The sequence below is a fragment of the Pseudomonas saliphila genome, assembly GCF_008638345.1.
Lineage (GTDB): Bacteria > Pseudomonadota > Gammaproteobacteria > Pseudomonadales > Pseudomonadaceae > Halopseudomonas > Halopseudomonas saliphila.
Genome location: NZ_VTVA01000002.1, coordinates 223,373 through 240,870, shown reverse-complemented (window position 1 = coordinate 240,870; position 17,498 = coordinate 223,373). Strand labels below are relative to the sequence as shown.

Below are 17,498 nucleotides of genomic sequence, written 5' to 3'. Positions count from 1 at the left end.
CACACTTGGGTCTACCCCATACGGGTGAAATTGCCGTTGGGCCGTTGACCCTCATTATTAGAGTTCTAGACTCCCTCTGGCTCTCGTCGTTATTGCTAGGCGCGAGCGGTAACAATTCCAATAAAAACAGACGCAGTAATCGGAGTTCACAATGCATAACAAGAACATCTCGAAGTCGTTTCTCTCCATGCTTGCAGCCGGAGTGCTGCTGTTCTCAGCGACTGCCATGGCCGGCAATCCAACTGTTCCTCCCGAAGACGCAACCGATGAATATCAGCGCGGCCCAGACCCCAGCGTGAGCATGCTCGAGGCGAGCAATGGTCCGTTCTCGGTGCGTACGTCCCGTGTGTCCGGGCTGGTCAGTGGTTTCGGTGGCGGTACTATTCACTATCCCACTGGCACGACCGGCACCATGGCCGCCATCGTGGTGATTCCAGGCTTCGTTTCGGCTGAGTCATCCATCGAATGGTGGGGGCCGAAGCTGGCGTCCCATGGTTTTGTGGTCATGACCATCGATACTAATACTGGCTTTGATCAGCCGCCGAGCCGGGCGCGGCAGATCAACAATGCGCTGGATTATCTCGTCGATGAGAACAACACCTCACGCAGCCCGGTTAACGGCATGATCGACATCAACCGTCTGGGCGTGGTGGGGTGGTCCATGGGCGGCGGCGGCACCCTGCGTGTGGCGGAAGAAGGGCGTATCAAGGCGGCCATTCCGCTGGCTCCCTGGGACACCACCAACTTCCGTGATGTTCAGGCACCGACACTGATCGTTGCCTGTGATTCGGACATAATTGCGCCGGTGCGCCAGCATGCCGATCCATTTTATGGAGAGCTGCCAAGCGGTCTGCCGAAGGCTTATATGGAGTTGAATAATGGCTCGCACTACTGCGGCAACGGTGACAATAGTTATAACGACCAGCTTAGCCGTCTGGGTGTGTCCTGGATGAAGCTGCATCTGGACAAGGATCAGCGTTTTGAGCAGTTCATCTGTGGCCCGGATCACGAGAGCGATCGCAATATCAAGGAATTCCGCAGCACCTGTCCGTAAGCGCCTCTGGTGTATCTGAGATTCTGGCTCGCACAACGAGCCAGATTTTCTGTGCTCTCACTCTCTTCTGGCCGAATCAACCCCGCGCCCATCAACTATCTGAAGCTCTGCACTGCGCCCTGGACAACATCCTTTCCCCTCTGCGCGATCTGATAATTGCCGTTCGGCGCCAAAACTCGCACGAGGTACTGGCGCCTACTACGCTGAGTCTGGATAAACCCCCATCTGAACAGGAGTTAACGCCATGCGTCGTACGCTGATTTTTGTTGCTGCTGCTTTCTTTTCTCTGCCAGTGCTGGCCATGCATTGCCCCATGGATATGGCCAAGATTGATTCGATGCTCGAGAGCAATCCGCCAACTGATACCGAGGTGCTTGAGCGTGTGACCGAGCTGCGGGCCGAAGGTGAGGAGCTCCATAACGCCGGTGATCACGAACAGGCTGTTGAAGTCCTGGGTGAAGCGATTGAGCTGTTGGAGAACCCGGCTTGAGGTAAAAGCTCAGCCCGGCAGTTTACGTCGGGCCGGGTTTTTTCGGGCCGGTTGGCTCCGTGGGGGATGCACTGTCCAGGCTTAGGCGGTTGGCTATCAGTGTCGCGTGTGCTCTACGACCCTGAACGCCAAGGGCTGTGCGACAGATGATGGCGCCCTGAAATTATCGAGGTTTTCGGCGTGTCGGCGCTCGCCGTCCCGTCAGTTTTTCGTTTCGTGGTAAAAAAATGTCGAGATCTTGTTTCGCGATATTTTTCAAGCGAAAAGCGCCAATTTATCAACGAACTAACCCGTTTGTGACTGGCCATTCAGAACAATCAAAACGGCGAAATGTCTCCCTTCCGGATGGCTATAATGCGGCAATTCAGCGCAACGCTATTGCAATTGCGGGCTTATATGCTTGATTTAATACACAGCGCAGACACCTCTTTGATACCAATTCAGGATGTGTATCGGCACATCCCTCTATCCGGACGAGGAAACGTTCCATGAAGCAACTCACCCCCATGGATTCGCATTTTTACTACTTTGAAACACCAAATCAGCCAATGATGATAGGAAGTCTCTGGCTGTGTGACCAGCGCAGCGCACCAGGTGGTTTGGTGAGGCATAAGGACATTCTTCAATACGTATCGGATCGTCTGAATACCACCTCTTACTTCCGTCGGAGGTTGGAGCAGGCGCCTTTCCAGCTGGACGATCCTTATTGGCTGGCAGACGAAAATTTCGACCTGGAATATCACGTGAGACATGTCGGGCTGCCCCAGCCGGGGGACTGGCGGCAGCTGTGCATCTTCACGGCGAGGACCATGTCGCGCAGCGTGGATATGGAACGGGCACCCTGGGAGATCTACATTATTGAAGGGGTCAATAATGTCGAAGGCATGCCTGAGGGCAGTTTCGCGGTATTGATCCGCTTTCATCATGCGTATGTCGACGGCAAGTCCAGCTTTGAGCTCAGTACAGCCATGATGGAGAGCACCGCAGCCCACGAATACGGTCGACGCGACCGGGTTGAAGTGGTTGAGCGGCCACCGACCCGCCTGGAAATGTGGGCGCGGACCACGCCGCGTATGTTGTCGCAGTCCTACCGCAGCTTCAACGCCAGCTTGCTGTTCGGGCGCAAGAGCGCAGAACTCCTATGGCGTCTGCGTGACGAAGAAAATCTGGAGCAACTGCGCGCACCCAAGACCATCTTCAACGCCGCCATAACGCCGCACCGCAGCTATGGTGGCTACACCTGGAGCATCCCCGAGCTCAAGCGCATGCGGCAATTGACGGCGGGCGCCAGCCTCAACGATGTGATCATCGCCATCATCGCCGGCGGCATGCGACGTTACATGCTGATGCATGACTGCATGCCAGAGAAGGGCTCGCTGGTGTCCATGTGCCCGGTGTCGATTCGTCCTGAGCAGGCGCGCCATGATGGCGGCAACCTGGTTTCTGCCATGTATATCCCCATCGGAACCGATATTGAGGATCCGGTGGCGCGACTGGCTCACATACGCGAGCGAACCCTCAAAGGCATACCGTTGGCCAAGGAAGTGCTCTGCGATCTGAGCAATGCCGCAGGTGAAATGATTCCGCCCTATCTGCGCGCGCTGGCAGGTTGGATAGAAAACAAGACCCGCATCGCGAGCAAAATCCCGCTGTTCAATACGGTTATCACCAACGTACCCGGTTTACCGGGCATGGAGCCCAAATATTTCGCTGGTGCGACTATCTCCTCAGTATTTCCGCTGGTTCCGGTGTCAGATGGTATGGCGATCAGCCATGGCATCACCGGCATATACAGCTCGTTGAGTGTCGGCGTCTTGGCAGACCGCAAGGTGGTCCCGGATATGGATAACTATATTGCGTGTATTGAGGCCTCCACCCTTGAGTACAAGCATCTGGTGGATGAATTGGAGCGAGTGGCTTTCGAGTCGTCAGCGGACATCGAGTCGGCCGAACTGGCAGAACCGATTGCAGCCGAGGTACTTGCAGAAGTTGTTGCAACCGTTACTGAAGAGATCGCTCTGATTGATGCCGAGGCGGAAGCCGAGGCACGCGAGAAGGTTACTGGAATGGAACAGAACTCTGACGCTCCAGCCGATGCCGACAAAGTGTCTGCGGACGACGAGTCAGAAAAATCGACGCGGGAAAAGATCGCCGCCTCTTCCGCAAGGCAGCGGCCCAAGCGTGATGCTATCGAGCCGGCTGCGAAAAGGAAGAGCGCCGGCGCTTCATAACATCCCCTGGGTTAGGGGTGATCTAGTGCGAGGTGCCAATGAAAATATTGCAGAGAACGCGGTCCAGGCAGTTGTTAAAGGAAATGGAAACGGCGACCAGCTATCGGCAGTGGGTCGAGCTGGCTACCCAGTACGATGCCGACAACGGTCTGGACGACTGGAAGCGTGACGATGTCTGTGAAAGCTATGATTATCAGGCGATACGTTATCGGCTGGAGACCATCAAGGACCTTCGCGCACGCAAGGAGTACCACAAGCTGCTGTTTACCCTGAACGAAGGCATTCATGGTAACTACGGCGGCATAGGCAAACCCTCGTTGTACAACAAGGCAAAATTTGGCACCAAGGACCTGATCACCAACTACATTCGCGAGCTGTGTGGCGCGCTACATGATGTGAACGAGGTTGATGATGAGGAAATCTCCCTGGAAGACAAACAAGACTTCTTCATCAGAGCAAGTCACTGCTATGGGCGCTCAGCCTTGATGTTGAGCGGTGGTGCGGTGCTTGGCTACTTTCACGCCGGCGTGCTCAAGGCGCTTTTTGACGAAGGGCTACTGCCTGAGATCATCTCGGGCAGTAGTGCCGGCTCGATTCTTGCCGCAGCGGCCTGCACGCATACCGATGACGAGCTCAATCACCGCCTCAGTCTGGATAATCTGCATGAGGATGCAGACCAGACCGAGGCGATACGGCCAAATGTTTTCGGTGCCGTTCGCAAGCCAAACATCGATGCAGATAACCTGCGGGAGTATCTCGCCAGGATTCTGCCAGACCTCACCTTTCAGGAGGCATTCGAACTGACCGGCCGCAAGCTCAATATCACTGTGACCGGACTGTCAACGCGGCAGGCGCCGCGCCTATTGAATGCCATTACCTCGCCCAACGTGTTGATTCGCACCGCCGTTCAGGCGTCCTGTGCGATCTATGGGATTTATCCTCCGGTCACGCTGATGTGCCGAAACGCTGCCGGCAAGACCGTGCCCTACTTGCCGGGCGACAAGTGGATTGACGGCTCCTTCGCCGATGATCTGCCCGCCAAACGCCTGGCACGGCTGTATGGCGTGAACCACTTCATCTCCAGCATGACCAACCCGGCTGCGCTGGCGATTACACCGGATCCTGATGCGGCCCCGAGCCTCTTGCGCAACGTGATGAATTATCAGGCGAGCTTTATCAAGCACTCGACGGCCGAGGCGCTGCGCTTTACGCGGGACAATATTCGCATCAAATCGCCGTTGATCAACCTTATGCAGCATTTGACCTATGGGGTGCTGGCGCAGGAATACACGGCGGATATCAACATCTTCCTGCGCAACCGTTGGGATCACCCTCTGCGGCTATTGGCAGCGCCATCCAGGGAAGCCATGCACCGTCTGATTTATGAGGGTGAGAGGTCGACCTGGGAGAAGGTGGAAATGGTGCGCAATTGCACGGCGGTCAGCCGCACCCTGGACGCCATCCTGCACTCACGCGGCTGGGAGAAATAGGCATTTTGCTCTGTGTGCGGCTGGCCAAGGTTTCTTAATCCTGGCCACCGCCGCACAATGTCCCTTGTCTTGTCTGCCGGATACAACCATGACCGAACAATCTCTTCCTCTGCAGGGGCGGCGCATTGCCCTGCCTGAAAGCCGCGAGCTCAATCTGTTCGCCGATATGCTGATCAAGCGTGGCGCAGACGTGCTGCGTTGCCCCCTGGTATCCATTCACGATGCGCCGGACCAGGCGCCGGTGCTGGATTGGATCCGCACCTTTGTCGCCCAGCCACCGGATGATCTGATCCTGCTGACCGGTGAAGGGTTGCGGCGGCTGGTCTCCGCAGCCGAGCGCGCGGGTGGTTCACTGCGCGATGATTTTGTCGCTGCGCTGGCAAACGTCCGCACCCTTACCCGCGGGCCAAAACCGGGTGCGGCGTTACGCAAAATAGGGTTGAAAGCGGACGTAGTTGCCGTTGAGCCGACGACGGACGGTGTCATCAGCACGCTGAAATCCGAAGCGCTTCAGGGGCGTCGTGTTGCTGTGCAGCTCTACGGCACGGAACCCAACCTGCCGCTAATGAACTTCTTGCGCGAATCAGGCGCGGTCGTCAGCAGCGTTTCGCCTTACGTGTATGCCGATGATGTCGAAAACGTGCAGGTCGAGCAGTTGGTGGATGCCTTGATCGCGCGGGAAGTCGATGCCATTGCCTTCACCAGCGCCACCCAGGTGCGCCGGTTGTTCCAGGTGGCGCGGCGGCACGTCGGCGAGGCGGCTTTACTGGAGGCTTTCGCCAATATTGTGGTGGCGTCGGTAGGACCAGTGGTTACCGAAGAACTGGAACAGTGCGGCGTGCGGGTCGACCTGATGCCTGAGAGCAGTTTCTTCATGAAGCCGCTGGTGCGCGAGCTGGTAAAGCTAATGGGCGTAGGGCCGGACGTTTCGCTGGTCTGACGGGCAAACCAACCTTGGCGCTGATGGCAGGTGCGCGTAGCGCAGCGCGGACCTGCGATCAGCCGTGGATCCGATGATTGCTCTTGTCAGGCTCCGGCTGCGCGGCAACAATGCCCGGAACAACATGCTCCGCTCAAGGACGTTCAATGACCGATACCCCAGTACCCCTGCGCCTCACTCCTGAACAGCTCACCGTCCCCATCGATCTGGATAGCCTTGGCTTCGTCACCACCGACGATCTCGAGCCCTTTCGTGGCATCCTCGGGCAGGAGCGCGCGGTCGAAGCCATGCAATTCGGCGTGGCGATGCACCGCCCTGGCTACAACGTATTTGTCATGGGTGAGCCGGGTACTGGACGCTTTTCCTATGTCATGCGCTATGTACAGGCTGAAGCCAAACGGCAGATAACCCCCAATGACTGTGTATTCGTCAACAACTTCGAGGAGCCGCGCGAGCCCTGGGTGGTCAGTCTGCCGCCGGGTACCGCTGGCGAGTTGATCACCGATATTGAAACGCTCATCGATAATCTGTTGGCGACCTTTCCGGCAGTGTTCGAGCATCCGGCATTCCAGCAGAAGAAGAGCGCCATTGACCGCGCTTTCAATCAGCGTTACGACCGGGCGATCGATTCGGTCGAGCGTCAGGCGCTGGACAAGAACGTCGCCATCTACCGTGATGCGCAGAACATCGCCTTTACGCCCATGAGCGAGGGCAAGGCGCTGGATGAGGCCGAGTTCGCCCAGTTGCCCGATGAGGTGCGCGAACGCTTCCATACCGATATTTCTGCGCTGGAGGAGATTCTTAACGAAGCGTTATCGAGCCTGCCGCAGTGGAAGCGTGAGTCGAGCAATCAGCTGCGCGAACTTAACGACCAGACCATTACCGACGCCATTCAGCCGCTGTTCGAGCCCCTGGTAGAGCGCTACGCCGGCAATCAGGCAGTTTGCGACTATCTGCAGGCCATGCGGCAGAATCTGCTCAGAACGGTGGTCGATCAATTGGTCGAAGAACGGGGCCTGGAAGTGCGCCCTGACGCCTATAAAAGGCTGCTGTTGATCGAGCAGTATTCTCCGAGCCTGATCGTCGGCCATTGCGATACCGGTGGTGCACCGGTGGTGCATGAGCCGCATCCGTCCTACGACAACCTCTTTGGCCGCATTGAATACAGCTCCGAGCAGGGCGCGCTGGTGACCAGCTACCGGCACATTCGTCCGGGTGCGTTGCACCGGGCCAATGGCGGTTATCTGGTGCTTGAAGCAGAAAAACTGCTGAGTGAGCCCTTCGTCTGGGAAGCGCTCAAGCGCGCCTCGCATGCGCGCCAGCTGAAAACCGAATCGCCCTGGGCGGATATGGGGCGTCTGACCACCGTCACGCTGAATCCCCAGGTGATTCCGCTGGCAGTCAAGCTGGTGCTGATCGGCTCGCGACAGGTGTACTACGCATTGCAGGAGCTGGATCCGGACTTTCAGGAGATGTTCCGTGTGCTGGTGGACTTCGACGAAGACCTGCCGCGTACTCCGGAAAGCATTGAAGGCATGGCGCAGCTGCTCAAGACGCGTACCTCGGAGGAAGGGCTGGCGCCATTGACTGCGGCCGCCGTGGCCAGGGTACTGACCTATAGCGCACGCCTGGCGGAACACCAGCGGCGGCTGTCGGCACGCATCAGCGATATTTTTCAGCTGGTGGCCGAGGCTGACTTCATTCGCCAGCTGGCCGACGATACCCTGATCGACACGGCGCATATCGAACGAGCGCTGCGGGCGAAGGAGGGCCGTACCGGGCGCGTCAGTGCGCGTATTCGTGAAGATATGGTGTCCGGTGTGATTCTCATCGATACCGATGGTGCCGCGGTCGGCAAGTGCAATGGTCTGACCGTGCTGGAGGTCGGCGACTCGGTCTTCGGTGTGCCCGCGCGAATCAGTGCGACGGTCTATCCGGGCAGTAACGGTATTGTGGATATCGAGCGTGAGGTGAGTCTGGGGCAGCCGATTCACTCCAAGGGGGTGATGATCCTCACCGGGTACCTCGGCAGCCGGTTCGCACAGAACTTCCCGCTGGAGATTTCCGCCAGCATCGCATTGGAGCAATCCTATGGTTACGTGGACGGCGACAGCGCGTCGCTGGGTGAGGTCTGTGCGCTGATTTCCGGACTGTCGCGCACACCCTTAAAACAGTGCTATGCAATTACCGGGTCAATCAACCAGTTTGGCGAAGTGCAGGCAGTCGGCGGCGTCAACGAGAAGATCGAAGGCTTCTTCCGGCTCTGCCATGCCCGCGGCCTCACGGGTGAGCAGGGGGCGATTATCCCGCGTTCCAACGTGCCCAATCTAATGCTCGATGAGACCGTGCTCGAAGCGGTCAGGGCAGGGCAGTTCTCGGTCTATGCCGTGAGCCATGTGGATGAAGCCGTGGCACTGTTGGCCGGAAGGGACGTTGGCGTCAGTGATGACAAGGGAGACTTCCCCGAAGGCACAGTCAATGCGCTGGTCGTGGCCCGCCTGCAGGAGATTTCCGAGCGCGAGCATGAGAGCACCGAGCGCGCCATGGAAGCGCTGGTCGCTGAGGCGGCCGAAAAGAACTGATCAGTCCCTGATCAATACAAGCCAGGCCTTGTACGGTCTGGCTTGTGACCGCCTTTCCCAATCTTGCTAACAGACTTATCCACAGTTTTTGTGCATGGTCTGTTCGTCTATCAGTTCTCAAAAATGCTGTCAATCACCCACGATGGATTGTGTGTACCACTCCAGCGAAAAAAAGTTCCCGCTGGTTTCGTGAGCGCCTTCTCAATTCTATATCGGGTGGAGTTCAGCGCTTATTCCAGCGCTTCGCTGAATGCCCAGTAAATCTGCAAGCCATTGATAAATAACTATATTATTCAAAGTCCATATATTCATATGGCTTACAACAAAATGCGCTTATGTCTCACATTTTTTTCGGATTTCGAGCCGTTCAGGTCCAAAACGGTGCAATTTTCTCCATGCCTGGCAGTGTGCCAAGCGCAATGATCGCTTTTTAACCGATTTTGGTGGAGCCTGCAGAAATGGGGCTCAGGGGGAGTTGGTACAGCTCTGCCCACAGAGTTATCCACAGTATTTGTGGACATGATTTGGGGCTCGCTTAATACACCAGACTTATCGAGATACTGAGTCGAATTCCATCGCGACCGCCGCGCTGTGGTGCGCGTTGAGCGGGATGGAACTCAGCGTTTCATATGGCGAGTGGTGGTGCTGCTTTAGTTTGACGCGCGCAGGACCACGAACTTTGAAGTTGAGGTGATCTGCTCAACTCTGGCGAACCAGCGCTTGAGCTTGACGTGGTAACCCAGATGCCGGTTTCCCACTACCAGCAGGGCGCCATCCGCACTGATCGTGTTACTGGCCTGCTCAAACAAGCGCAGCGCAACCTCATCGCCGACTGCCTGCTGCTGATGAAAGGGCGGGTTGCAAAGAATCAGCTCGGCGCTTTTCGCCGCTTGGCTGACCAGTCCGTTCGTCACCAGGAATTCCGCTGTGCGGTCGGGGGCGGCAGTCTCGAAATTGATGCGGGCAGAGGCGATAGCGGCATGCGATTCGTCAACGAAGACCAGCGACGCCTCGGGATTGCGCAGCGCGGCCGTTATACCGAGCGCGCCATTGCCGCAGCCAAGATCGATAATACGTACTGCTCCAAGGTTTGACGGAATACATGCCAACAGCGCGCGGGTGCCGATATCCAGCCGCTCGCGGGCGAATACCCCCGGCAGGTTGGTCAACTGGATGTCCGTCTCCGGCAGCTCGTAGGTCGTGGCAAGGTTGGGCGATTCGGGCGGCAGCGTTGCATCAAAGCGGGCGGTCAGCAGTCGGGCTTTCTTCCAGGCCAACGATGCTTGGTAGGGTCCGACATACTTCTCCAGCAAATCACCGGCGCTGTGCGGCAGATGCTTGATCATTGCGCCGGCAATGACTTCGGCGCCTTCGGCCAGATGAGGTCGCAGCCGTATCAGCTGGTCTTCGAGTAACGCCAGACTTTTGGGAACACGCAACAACACGCGATTATAAGGGCCGTCGAGCTCGCTCTGGCTGTCGATGATTTTTACCGACCCCGGCTCGAGCTGGTTGTTGGCAAGGTTCTTCTGCACCGCCAGGCTGGTGAGATGCGAATCGGTGAAGCAGTGGGGGTGTTGGGCCGCCAGTGCGCAGCTCAGTGCGCCGAAAATGTCGTTGATGACCAGCGGCGCTGCCGCGCTGCCCGGATTCTCCGACAGCGCTTGCAGCAGATACTGATCAGCCGCATCGAAAGCTTGCAACGTCGGATTATTGGTCGATGGGTAGCGTTCGAGCTGGAGAGTGCCGAATGGCGTTTCACAGGATTGCATGGAATAACCGGATTATCGCGGAAGGGCACGCATTATAGCTTAGCGCGACGCAGAACAGTGTTCTGCGTGCGGCGCTTGTTGACGGTGTTTCTGTTGCTTCGGTGATTGCTCCATGGACTCCGGAGCTCAGCCGAGCTCCTGTTCCAGGGTGTCGCATAGGGTTTTGAGCACCGCGATGCGCGCGTAACGCTTGTCCTCCGCCGGAATCAGATGCCAGGGCGCGTTATCCGTGCTGGTCTGGTCCACCATGTCGTCAATGGCTTGCTCGTAGGCAGACCATTGCTTGCGGTTGCGCCAGTCCTCATCGGTCAGCTTGTAGCGCTTTAGCGGCGATTTCTCACGGGCTTCGAACCGCTTGAGTTGCTCCTCAGCAGTGATCGCCAACCAGAACTTGACCACTATGATGTTCGCCTTCTGCAACTGATGCTCGAACTCGTTGATTTCAGCGTAGGCGCGTTGCCAGGCATCGGGCTTGGCGAATCCTTCAACCCGTTCAACCAGCACCCGACCGAAATAGCTGCGATCGAAAATAGTAATCGAGCCCGGCGCTGGAAGCCGGCGCCAGAATCGCCACAGATAGGGATGGCTGCGTTCTTCGTCGGTGGGCGCGCGGGTGCCAATCACGCGGAACCGTCGCGGATCCAGGCACTGTGTAATGCGTCGGATGGTGCCGCCCTTGCCAGCGGCGTCGATGCCTTCGAACACCAGCAGCAGGGAGCGATGGGCGAATTCGGGATGTTGCACCAGGGCTCTGAGCCTGGTCTGCTGCTGATCAAGTTCGTCCTTGTAGGTGGACTTGTCGAGTTCAGCGGAATAATCCAGCTGGCGCAGATGGCTGGTGGTGGAGGGCTGATAATCGGTCTTCCGTTCGCTGTTGGGGCCGTGTTGCAGCGCTTTCAGCACCACCTGACCAATGAAAATATCCCGATAGCGCGTGTCATGGCTGCGCACGCGGATCCAGGGCGCCTCGGCCGTGGAGGTCAGTTCGCTCATGAGGTCCGCGCCGGCGCGTACCCGCTCATAGTCCGCTGCGCTGAAGTCACCCCATTCGCGCATGGCGACGTTCTCTTCAAATAACTCGGGGGCGGGCTGCGCCCGGTTTGGGTCGTCTGGCGAGAGATGTAACCACAGCTTGACGATCGCAACGCCCTCGTTGATCAGCAGTTGCTCGAAACGCACTATTTCCTGCATGTGCTCGGCGAATTCGGTCTTGGACAGTTTGCCGCTGCTGAGCAGCATCAGCGGCTGGTGATACCAGGAGCCAAGATAGAAGCCAGTCTGCCCGGAGGACGGCAGGCTGCGCCAATAACGCCACAGGCGTGGCATACGTCGCTCGAACCCCTCCGGAAGACTGAATGCACGGGTATCAAGAAAACGGTTATCGAGGCGCTCGTAGAAGGCATAGATGGCCTCGGCCTTGCCGGCAAAATCGTTGCCGCTGATCAGTACCAGCACCGGCCCACGGTCTGACTCGCGCAAGTCGAACTGGGCTTCCAGCAGTGCTTCAGTCAGTTCCGCGTCCTGCTGTTTGAAGCTGTCCTTGTCGATAACGTATTCAGTCATTGGCGTCCCCATATGGGTGTGGCGTTGAACATGGCGGCTAAAGCAATGCGGCATTATGTAGTGGGTCTGGCTGCGATTGACAGCGATCGGGCATTTCGGCCTGACTGGTCATACAATGTGCCCTTTGTCCGTTGCCGACCAGTGTTCGACCGGTGTGTGCGGGGCAGGGTTCATGAGAGGGTGAGATGGCGAAGAACAAGCGGATCTACGGCTGCACGGAATGCGGCGCGACATTCAGCAAGTGGGCCGGGCAATGCGCTGAATGCCAGGCCTGGAACACCCTGGTGGAAACCGTGGTGGATACCACGCCCACCGGTGGCAGTCCCGGGCGCACGTCGAACTGGGCGGGGGAGCAGGCCCAGGTCAGAACTCTGGCGGAGGTGTCCACCGAGGAAATGCCCCGGCAACCGAGTGGCTCCTCCGAACTGGATCGCGTGCTGGGTGGCGGGCTGGTCGCCGGATCGGTGGTGCTGATCGGCGGTGATCCGGGGATCGGCAAATCCACCATCCTGCTGCAGACCCTGTGTCGTCTGGCCCAGACCATGCCGGCCCTGTACGTAACCGGTGAAGAATCACAACAGCAGGTGGCCATGCGCGCCCGTCGTCTGGCGTTGCCGGAAGACAAGCTGATGGTGATGACCGAGACCTGTATCGAAAGCATCATCGCCACCGCCCGCCGCGAGAAGCCCAAGGTAATGGTGGTCGACTCGATCCAGACCATCTTCACCGAACAACTGCAGTCTGCTCCAGGTGGCGTGGCCCAGGTGCGCGAGAGTGCGGCACTGCTGGTGCGTTATGCCAAGCAGAGCGGCACGGCGATCTTTCTGGTGGGGCATGTGACCAAGGAGGGTTCATTGGCCGGCCCACGGGTACTAGAGCATATGGTCGACACGGTGCTGTACTTCGAGGGCGAGTCGGACGGGCGGCTGCGTATGCTGCGGGCGGTCAAGAACCGCTTCGGTGCAATCAATGAACTGGGCGTCTTCGCTATGACCGACAAGGGCTTGAAGGAAGTGTCCAACCCGTCGGCGATATTCCTGTCGCGCTATGACGCGCCGATTCCCGGTAGCGTGGTGATGTCGACGTGGGAAGGCTCGCGGCCCATGCTGGTTGAAGTGCAGGCCCTGGTGGACACCAGTCATCTGGGCAATCCGCGGCGGGTGACGCTGGGGCTGGATCAGAATCGGCTGGCCATGTTGCTGGCGGTACTGCACCGGCACGGCGGGGTACCCACCTATGACCAGGACGTGTTCGTCAACGTGGTGGGCGGGGTCAAGGTGCTGGAAACTGCGTCGGATCTGGCGTTGCTGGCTGCAGTGATGTCGAGCCTGCGTAACCGGCCGTTGCCGATGGATCTGATGGTGTTCGGTGAGCTTGGACTGTCCGGGGAAGTCAGGCCGGTGCCCAGTGGGCAGGAAAGATTGAAGGAGGCGGCCAAGCATGGTTTTACCAAGGCAATCGTGCCCAAGGCCAATGCACCCAAGGAATCGCCTGCAGGCATGGAAGTGATCGCGGTGACGCGACTGGATGAGGCGCTGGATGCGATATTTGACTGAGGCTAAAGCAGTGCCGCCAGCTCCCGATCCAGCAGGTTGGCATCGCCCAGGTTCAGCGCAAGCAAGCGTCTCAGATGGCTGACTGAATCCAGGTCCGTATGCTCGCAGCGAAAGCCGAGCACGCCGTTTGCGGCGTGCATCAGTCGAATTTCCATACTGATCTCACTCCCTTCATCAAGGTCGATGACCGCGACGAAGGGTTCAGTATTTCGGCGGCTGTCCCAATCGGCGGGCTGAGCAACCAGCAGCCCACGTAGGGAAATATCAACAAGCTGAACGGGAACGCTCCAATCGTCCTGCTGCAGCCGGGTGGCTGCATCGAACGGGACCCGTGTGAAACGACGCCTTTCATCGCTCATGGCATGCCTCCTGAGGCCTGCCATCCAGCAGGTCCGTGACAGATTTCATTACCACTATAGCAGCGTCGCTTATACGGGTTCTCAGACCACGCCCTGGGCCAGCATGGCATCAGCTACCTTGACGAAGCCGGCGATGTTTGCGCCCTTGACGTAGTCGATGTAGCCATCAGCCTCAGCGCCGTATTCTTCGCAGGCGTTGTGAATGCTCTTCATGATGGTCTTCAGCTTGTCGTCTACTTCTTCGCAGCTCCAGTTGGTGCGGATTGCGTTCTGCGACATTTCCAGACCGCTCACCGCAACGCCGCCAGCATTGGCCGCTTTGCCGGGTGCAAACAGAATGCGCGCCTGCTGGAATACATCGATGGCCTCCAGCGTGCTGGGCATGTTCGCGCCTTCGCTGATGCAGAAGCAGCCGTTTTCCACCAGCTGGGTGGCGGCGGCGCCATCGAGCTCGTTCTGAGTGGCGCAGGGCAGGGCGATTTCACAGGCAAGCTGCCAGGGCTTTTGCTTGGCGAGGAACTCGCCGCCGATTGCGGCTGCGAAATCCACCAGACGGCCACGACGCTCGTTCTTCAGCGTCATCAGTGCAGTCCACTGAGCGTCTGTCATGCCGTCGGCGAAATACAGGGTGCCGCCGGAATCCGAGACGGAAATCACCTTGCCGCCCAGCTCCATGACCTTCTGCGCAGCGTATTGCGCTACGTTGCCTGAGCCGGAAATGGCGACGCGCTTGCCTTCGAAGGAATCACCTTTGCGCTTGAGCATCTCGTCGGCGAAGTAGACGCAGCCAAAGCCGGTGGCTTCGGGGCGGATCAGACTGCCGCCGTAGCTCATGCCTTTACCGGTCAAGACCGACGTGAACTCGTTGCGCAGGCGTTTGTACTGACCGTACAGATAGCCGATCTCACGCGCGCCGACGCCAATATCGCCAGCCGGGATATCCAGGTTCTCGCCAATATGACGGGACAGTTCAGTCATGAAGGATTGGCAGAAGCGCATGACTTCGCCATCTGTCTTGCCCTTGGGATCAAAGTCAGAACCGCCTTTACCGCCGCCCATGGGCAGGGTGGTCAGCGCGTTCTTGAACACCTGCTCGAAGGCGAGAAACTTCAGGACGCCGAGGTTGACCGACGGGTGGAAACGCAGGCCACCTTTGTACGGGCCGATAGCGCTGCTCATCTGTACACGGTAACCACGATTCACATGGACCTGACCACGATCGTCAACCCACGGCACGCGGAAGATGATGACGCGCTCGGGCTCAATGAGCCGCTCGATGATGCCGCTATTGAGGTACTTGGGGTTGGCTTCCAGAAACGGCCAAAGCGTGGACAGTACTTCTTCGGCAGCCTGATGAAATTCAGGCTGACCCGGATCACGCAGCTTGAGATGGGCCAAGCATGAGGCAAGAGTATCGGTCATGGGGAGAGTCACTTTTAAGCAAGTTTTTGACGAATTGGCGCAACTCTACCAGAACCACTAAGGTGCGGAAAACCAGACTTACAAAAAATAATGCGTTTATTTGGGGCGCCCGGGGAACCTTGCAGCGCAAGGCGTTCACGTAAACAGGTGGGATCGCAGGATTTTTCATGCTCCTTGATGGTGCATGAAGCGAGCAGGAAGCTGGTGTCAGCTTCCTGCATTTCAGACGAACTGTATTTCAGACGGAGCCGGGCCGGCTCAGGCGAGCTTTTTGTAACGCACCCGGTGCGGCTGGGTAGCGGAATCGCCCAGGCGCTTCCGGCGATCAGCTTCGTATTCGGTGTAATTGCCTTCAAAGAAGACGACCTGCGAGTCATCCTCGTAAGCGAGAATATGGGTAGCGATTCGGTCCAGGAACCAGCGATCGTGGGAAATCACGATCGCCGAGCCAGGGAAGTCCAGCAGCGCCTCTTCCAGAGCCCGCAGGGTTTCCACGTCGAGGTCATTGGACGGCTCGTCGAGCAGCAGGACGTTGGCGCCCTGTTTCAGCGTCATCGCCATATGCAGGCGGCCGCGCTCACCGCCGGACAGATCCTTGACGAATTTCTGCTGGTCTGCGCCCTTGAAGTTGAAACGGCCGACGTATCCGCGGGAGGGCATCTCGTGGCTGCCGACCTTGATGATGTCGAACCCATCGGAAACCTGCTGCCAGACCGACAAGTTGCCGTCGAGGCTCTCGCGGCTCTGGTCCACGCTGGCGATCTGTACGGTTTCGCCAATGTCGATGCTGCCGGAGTCAGGCTGCTCCTTGCCGGTGATCATGCGAAAGAGCGTGGATTTGCCCGCGCCGTTTCCGCCGATAACGCCGACGATGGCACCCTTGGGTACACTGAATGAGAGGTTGTCGATGAGCACCCGGTCGCCATAGCTCTTGCTGACATTGTTCAGCTCGATGACCTTGTCGCCCAGACGCGGGCCAACCGGGATAAAGATTTCGTTGGTCTCGCTGCGCTTCTGGAATTCCTGCGACTGCATTTCCTCGAAGCGTTGCAGGCGGGCCTTGGATTTCGACTGGCGGCCTTTAGGCCCCTGACGTACCCACTCAAGCTCCGCTTTCATCGCCTTGGCGTGGGAGGATTCCTGCTTGGATTCCTGAGCCAGTCGCGCCGCTTTGGATTCAAGCCACTGGGAGTAATTGCCTTCGAACGGGATGCCCTGGCCGCGGTCGAGTTCCAGAATCCAGCCGGCAACGTTGTCGAGGAAATAGCGGTCGTGGGTAATCGCTACTACTGTGCCGGAGAAATCGTGCAGGAACTGTTCGAGCCAGGCGACGGAATCGGCATCCAGATGGTTGGTCGGCTCGTCGAGCAAGAGCATGTCGGGGGCGGATAACAACAGCCGGCATAGGGCCACGCGGCGTTTTTCACCACCTGACAGGTGCTCGATCTGGGCGTCCCACGGCGGCAAACGCAGTGCGTCAGCGGCCACTTCCAGCTGGCGCTCGAGGTTATGGCCGTCGGAGGCCTGAATAATGGCTTCGAGCTTGGCCTGTTCGGCAGCCAGAGCGTCGAAGTCTGCGTCGGGCTCGGCATAGGCCGCGTACACTGCGTCGAGACGCGTCTGTGCTTCCTTTATCTCGCCGACGGCTTCCTCAACGATGTCGCGAACTGTCTTGCTCGGGTCAAGTTCTGGTTCCTGCGGCAGATAACCTATCTTGATGCCGGGCATTGGCCGTGCTTCACCATCGATTTCGGTGTCCACTCCGGCCATAATCCGTAGCAGCGTGGACTTGCCCGAGCCATTCAGACCAAGCACGCCGATTTTTGCGCCGGGAAAAAACGACAGGGAAATGTCCTTTAGAATCTGACGCTTGGGGGGGACAACCTTGCCCACCCGATGCATGCTATACACATATTGAGCCATGGATACGTAACCTGTTGACTAAAAAACTAGCTGGATTGTCCGTGGGCGGACAAATTGCAGGCAAGGCTAGCCCAACTGGTCGAGGAGGGCAAACCCCCTTCCCGCGCTGGACAGGG

The 17,498-nt window shown here is 58.2% G+C and carries 12 protein-coding genes; 7 read left to right on the top strand and 5 right to left on the bottom strand.

Features of this window, described 5'->3' with window-relative positions; genetic code table 11:
* Positions 1–151 precede the first annotated feature (151 nt).
* The 6 genes from FHK95_RS03085 to FHK95_RS03060 all read left to right on the top strand — a co-directional run bounded on the left by FHK95_RS03085 (position 152) and on the right by FHK95_RS03060 (position 8,787).
* Positions 152–1,054, top strand: a complete 903-nt coding sequence (locus FHK95_RS03085) for an alpha/beta hydrolase family protein (protein WP_150303136.1) — start codon at positions 152–154, stop codon at positions 1,052–1,054.
* Between the two features lie 244 nt (positions 1,055–1,298).
* Positions 1,299–1,544, top strand: a complete 246-nt coding sequence (locus FHK95_RS03080; RefSeq protein WP_150303135.1) for a hypothetical protein — start codon at positions 1,299–1,301, stop codon at positions 1,542–1,544.
* A 488-nt stretch (positions 1,545–2,032) separates the two neighbouring features.
* Positions 2,033–3,775 (top strand): wax ester/triacylglycerol synthase family O-acyltransferase, encoded by a 1,743-nt coding sequence (locus FHK95_RS03075; RefSeq protein ID WP_150303134.1) that lies wholly within the window; start codon positions 2,033–2,035, stop codon positions 3,773–3,775.
* A gap of 38 nt (positions 3,776–3,813) precedes the next feature.
* Positions 3,814–5,265 (top strand): DUF3336 domain-containing protein, encoded by a 1,452-nt coding sequence (locus FHK95_RS03070; protein WP_150303133.1) that lies wholly within the window; start codon positions 3,814–3,816, stop codon positions 5,263–5,265.
* Positions 5,266–5,353: 88 nt separating this feature from the next.
* A complete protein-coding gene (locus FHK95_RS03065) occupies positions 5,354–6,205 on the top strand; it encodes a uroporphyrinogen-III synthase (protein WP_150303132.1) in 852 nt (283 codons plus the stop codon).
* Positions 6,206–6,351: 146 nt separating this feature from the next.
* Positions 6,352–8,787: a Lon protease family protein gene (locus FHK95_RS03060; protein WP_150303131.1), complete on the top strand. Its 2,436-nt coding sequence runs from the start codon at positions 6,352–6,354 to the stop codon at positions 8,785–8,787.
* A gap of 650 nt (positions 8,788–9,437) precedes the next feature.
* Here the strand turns inward: FHK95_RS03060 and FHK95_RS03055 are convergent.
* Positions 9,438–10,559 carry a methyltransferase gene (locus FHK95_RS03055; protein ID WP_150303130.1) on the bottom strand — a complete coding sequence of 374 codons (1,122 nt, stop codon included), beginning with the start codon at positions 10,557–10,559 and terminating at the stop codon, positions 9,438–9,440.
* A 126-nt stretch (positions 10,560–10,685) separates the two neighbouring features.
* Positions 10,686–12,122 (bottom strand): polyphosphate:AMP phosphotransferase, encoded by a 1,437-nt coding sequence (pap, locus tag FHK95_RS03050; RefSeq protein ID WP_178114693.1) that lies wholly within the window; start codon positions 12,120–12,122, stop codon positions 10,686–10,688.
* A gap of 185 nt (positions 12,123–12,307) precedes the next feature.
* On the opposite strand from pap, the gene radA reads away from it, so the two are divergent.
* Positions 12,308–13,678 carry a DNA repair protein RadA gene (gene radA, locus FHK95_RS03045; protein ID WP_150303128.1) on the top strand — a complete coding sequence of 457 codons (1,371 nt, stop codon included), beginning with the start codon at positions 12,308–12,310 and terminating at the stop codon, positions 13,676–13,678.
* Positions 13,679–13,680: 2 nt separating this feature from the next.
* Here the strand turns inward: radA and FHK95_RS03040 are convergent, their stop codons facing one another.
* The 3 genes from FHK95_RS03040 to ettA all read right to left on the bottom strand — a co-directional run bounded on the left by FHK95_RS03040 (position 13,681) and on the right by ettA (position 17,382).
* Positions 13,681–14,037, bottom strand: coding sequence for a PilZ domain-containing protein (locus FHK95_RS03040; protein WP_150303127.1), 357 nt, complete (start codon positions 14,035–14,037; stop codon positions 13,681–13,683).
* 81 nt (positions 14,038–14,118) lie between these two features.
* A complete protein-coding gene (gene gdhA / locus FHK95_RS03035; protein ID WP_150303126.1) occupies positions 14,119–15,459 on the bottom strand; it encodes an NADP-specific glutamate dehydrogenase in 1,341 nt (446 codons plus the stop codon).
* 258 nt (positions 15,460–15,717) lie between these two features.
* Positions 15,718–17,382 carry an energy-dependent translational throttle protein EttA gene (gene ettA, locus FHK95_RS03030; RefSeq protein WP_150303125.1) on the bottom strand — a complete coding sequence of 555 codons (1,665 nt, stop codon included), beginning with the start codon at positions 17,380–17,382 and terminating at the stop codon, positions 15,718–15,720.
* Positions 17,383–17,498 lie beyond the last annotated feature (116 nt).

What these genes read in the sequence shown, in the direction of transcription:
- gdhA (WP_150303126.1), bottom strand. Translation starts at nt 15,459, where the DNA reads ATGACCGATACTCTTGCCTCATGCTTGGCCCATCTCAAGCTGCGTGAT.
- FHK95_RS03080 (WP_150303135.1), top strand. Translation starts at nt 1,299, where the DNA reads ATGCGTCGTACGCTGATTTTTGTTGCTGCTGCTTTCTTTTCTCTGCCA.
- radA (WP_150303128.1), top strand. Translation starts at nt 12,308, where the DNA reads ATGGCGAAGAACAAGCGGATCTACGGCTGCACGGAATGCGGCGCGACA.
- FHK95_RS03040 (WP_150303127.1), bottom strand. Translation starts at nt 14,037, where the DNA reads ATGAGCGATGAAAGGCGTCGTTTCACACGGGTCCCGTTCGATGCAGCC.
- FHK95_RS03070 (WP_150303133.1), top strand. Translation starts at nt 3,814, where the DNA reads ATGAAAATATTGCAGAGAACGCGGTCCAGGCAGTTGTTAAAGGAAATG.
- FHK95_RS03085 (WP_150303136.1), top strand. Translation starts at nt 152, where the DNA reads ATGCATAACAAGAACATCTCGAAGTCGTTTCTCTCCATGCTTGCAGCC.
- FHK95_RS03065 (WP_150303132.1), top strand. Translation starts at nt 5,354, where the DNA reads ATGACCGAACAATCTCTTCCTCTGCAGGGGCGGCGCATTGCCCTGCCT.
- FHK95_RS03060 (WP_150303131.1), top strand. Translation starts at nt 6,352, where the DNA reads ATGACCGATACCCCAGTACCCCTGCGCCTCACTCCTGAACAGCTCACC.
- pap (WP_178114693.1), bottom strand. Translation starts at nt 12,122, where the DNA reads ATGACTGAATACGTTATCGACAAGGACAGCTTCAAACAGCAGGACGCG.
- FHK95_RS03075 (WP_150303134.1), top strand. Translation starts at nt 2,033, where the DNA reads ATGAAGCAACTCACCCCCATGGATTCGCATTTTTACTACTTTGAAACA.
- FHK95_RS03055 (WP_150303130.1), bottom strand. Translation starts at nt 10,559, where the DNA reads ATGCAATCCTGTGAAACGCCATTCGGCACTCTCCAGCTCGAACGCTAC.
- ettA (WP_150303125.1), bottom strand. Translation starts at nt 17,382, where the DNA reads ATGGCTCAATATGTGTATAGCATGCATCGGGTGGGCAAGGTTGTCCCC.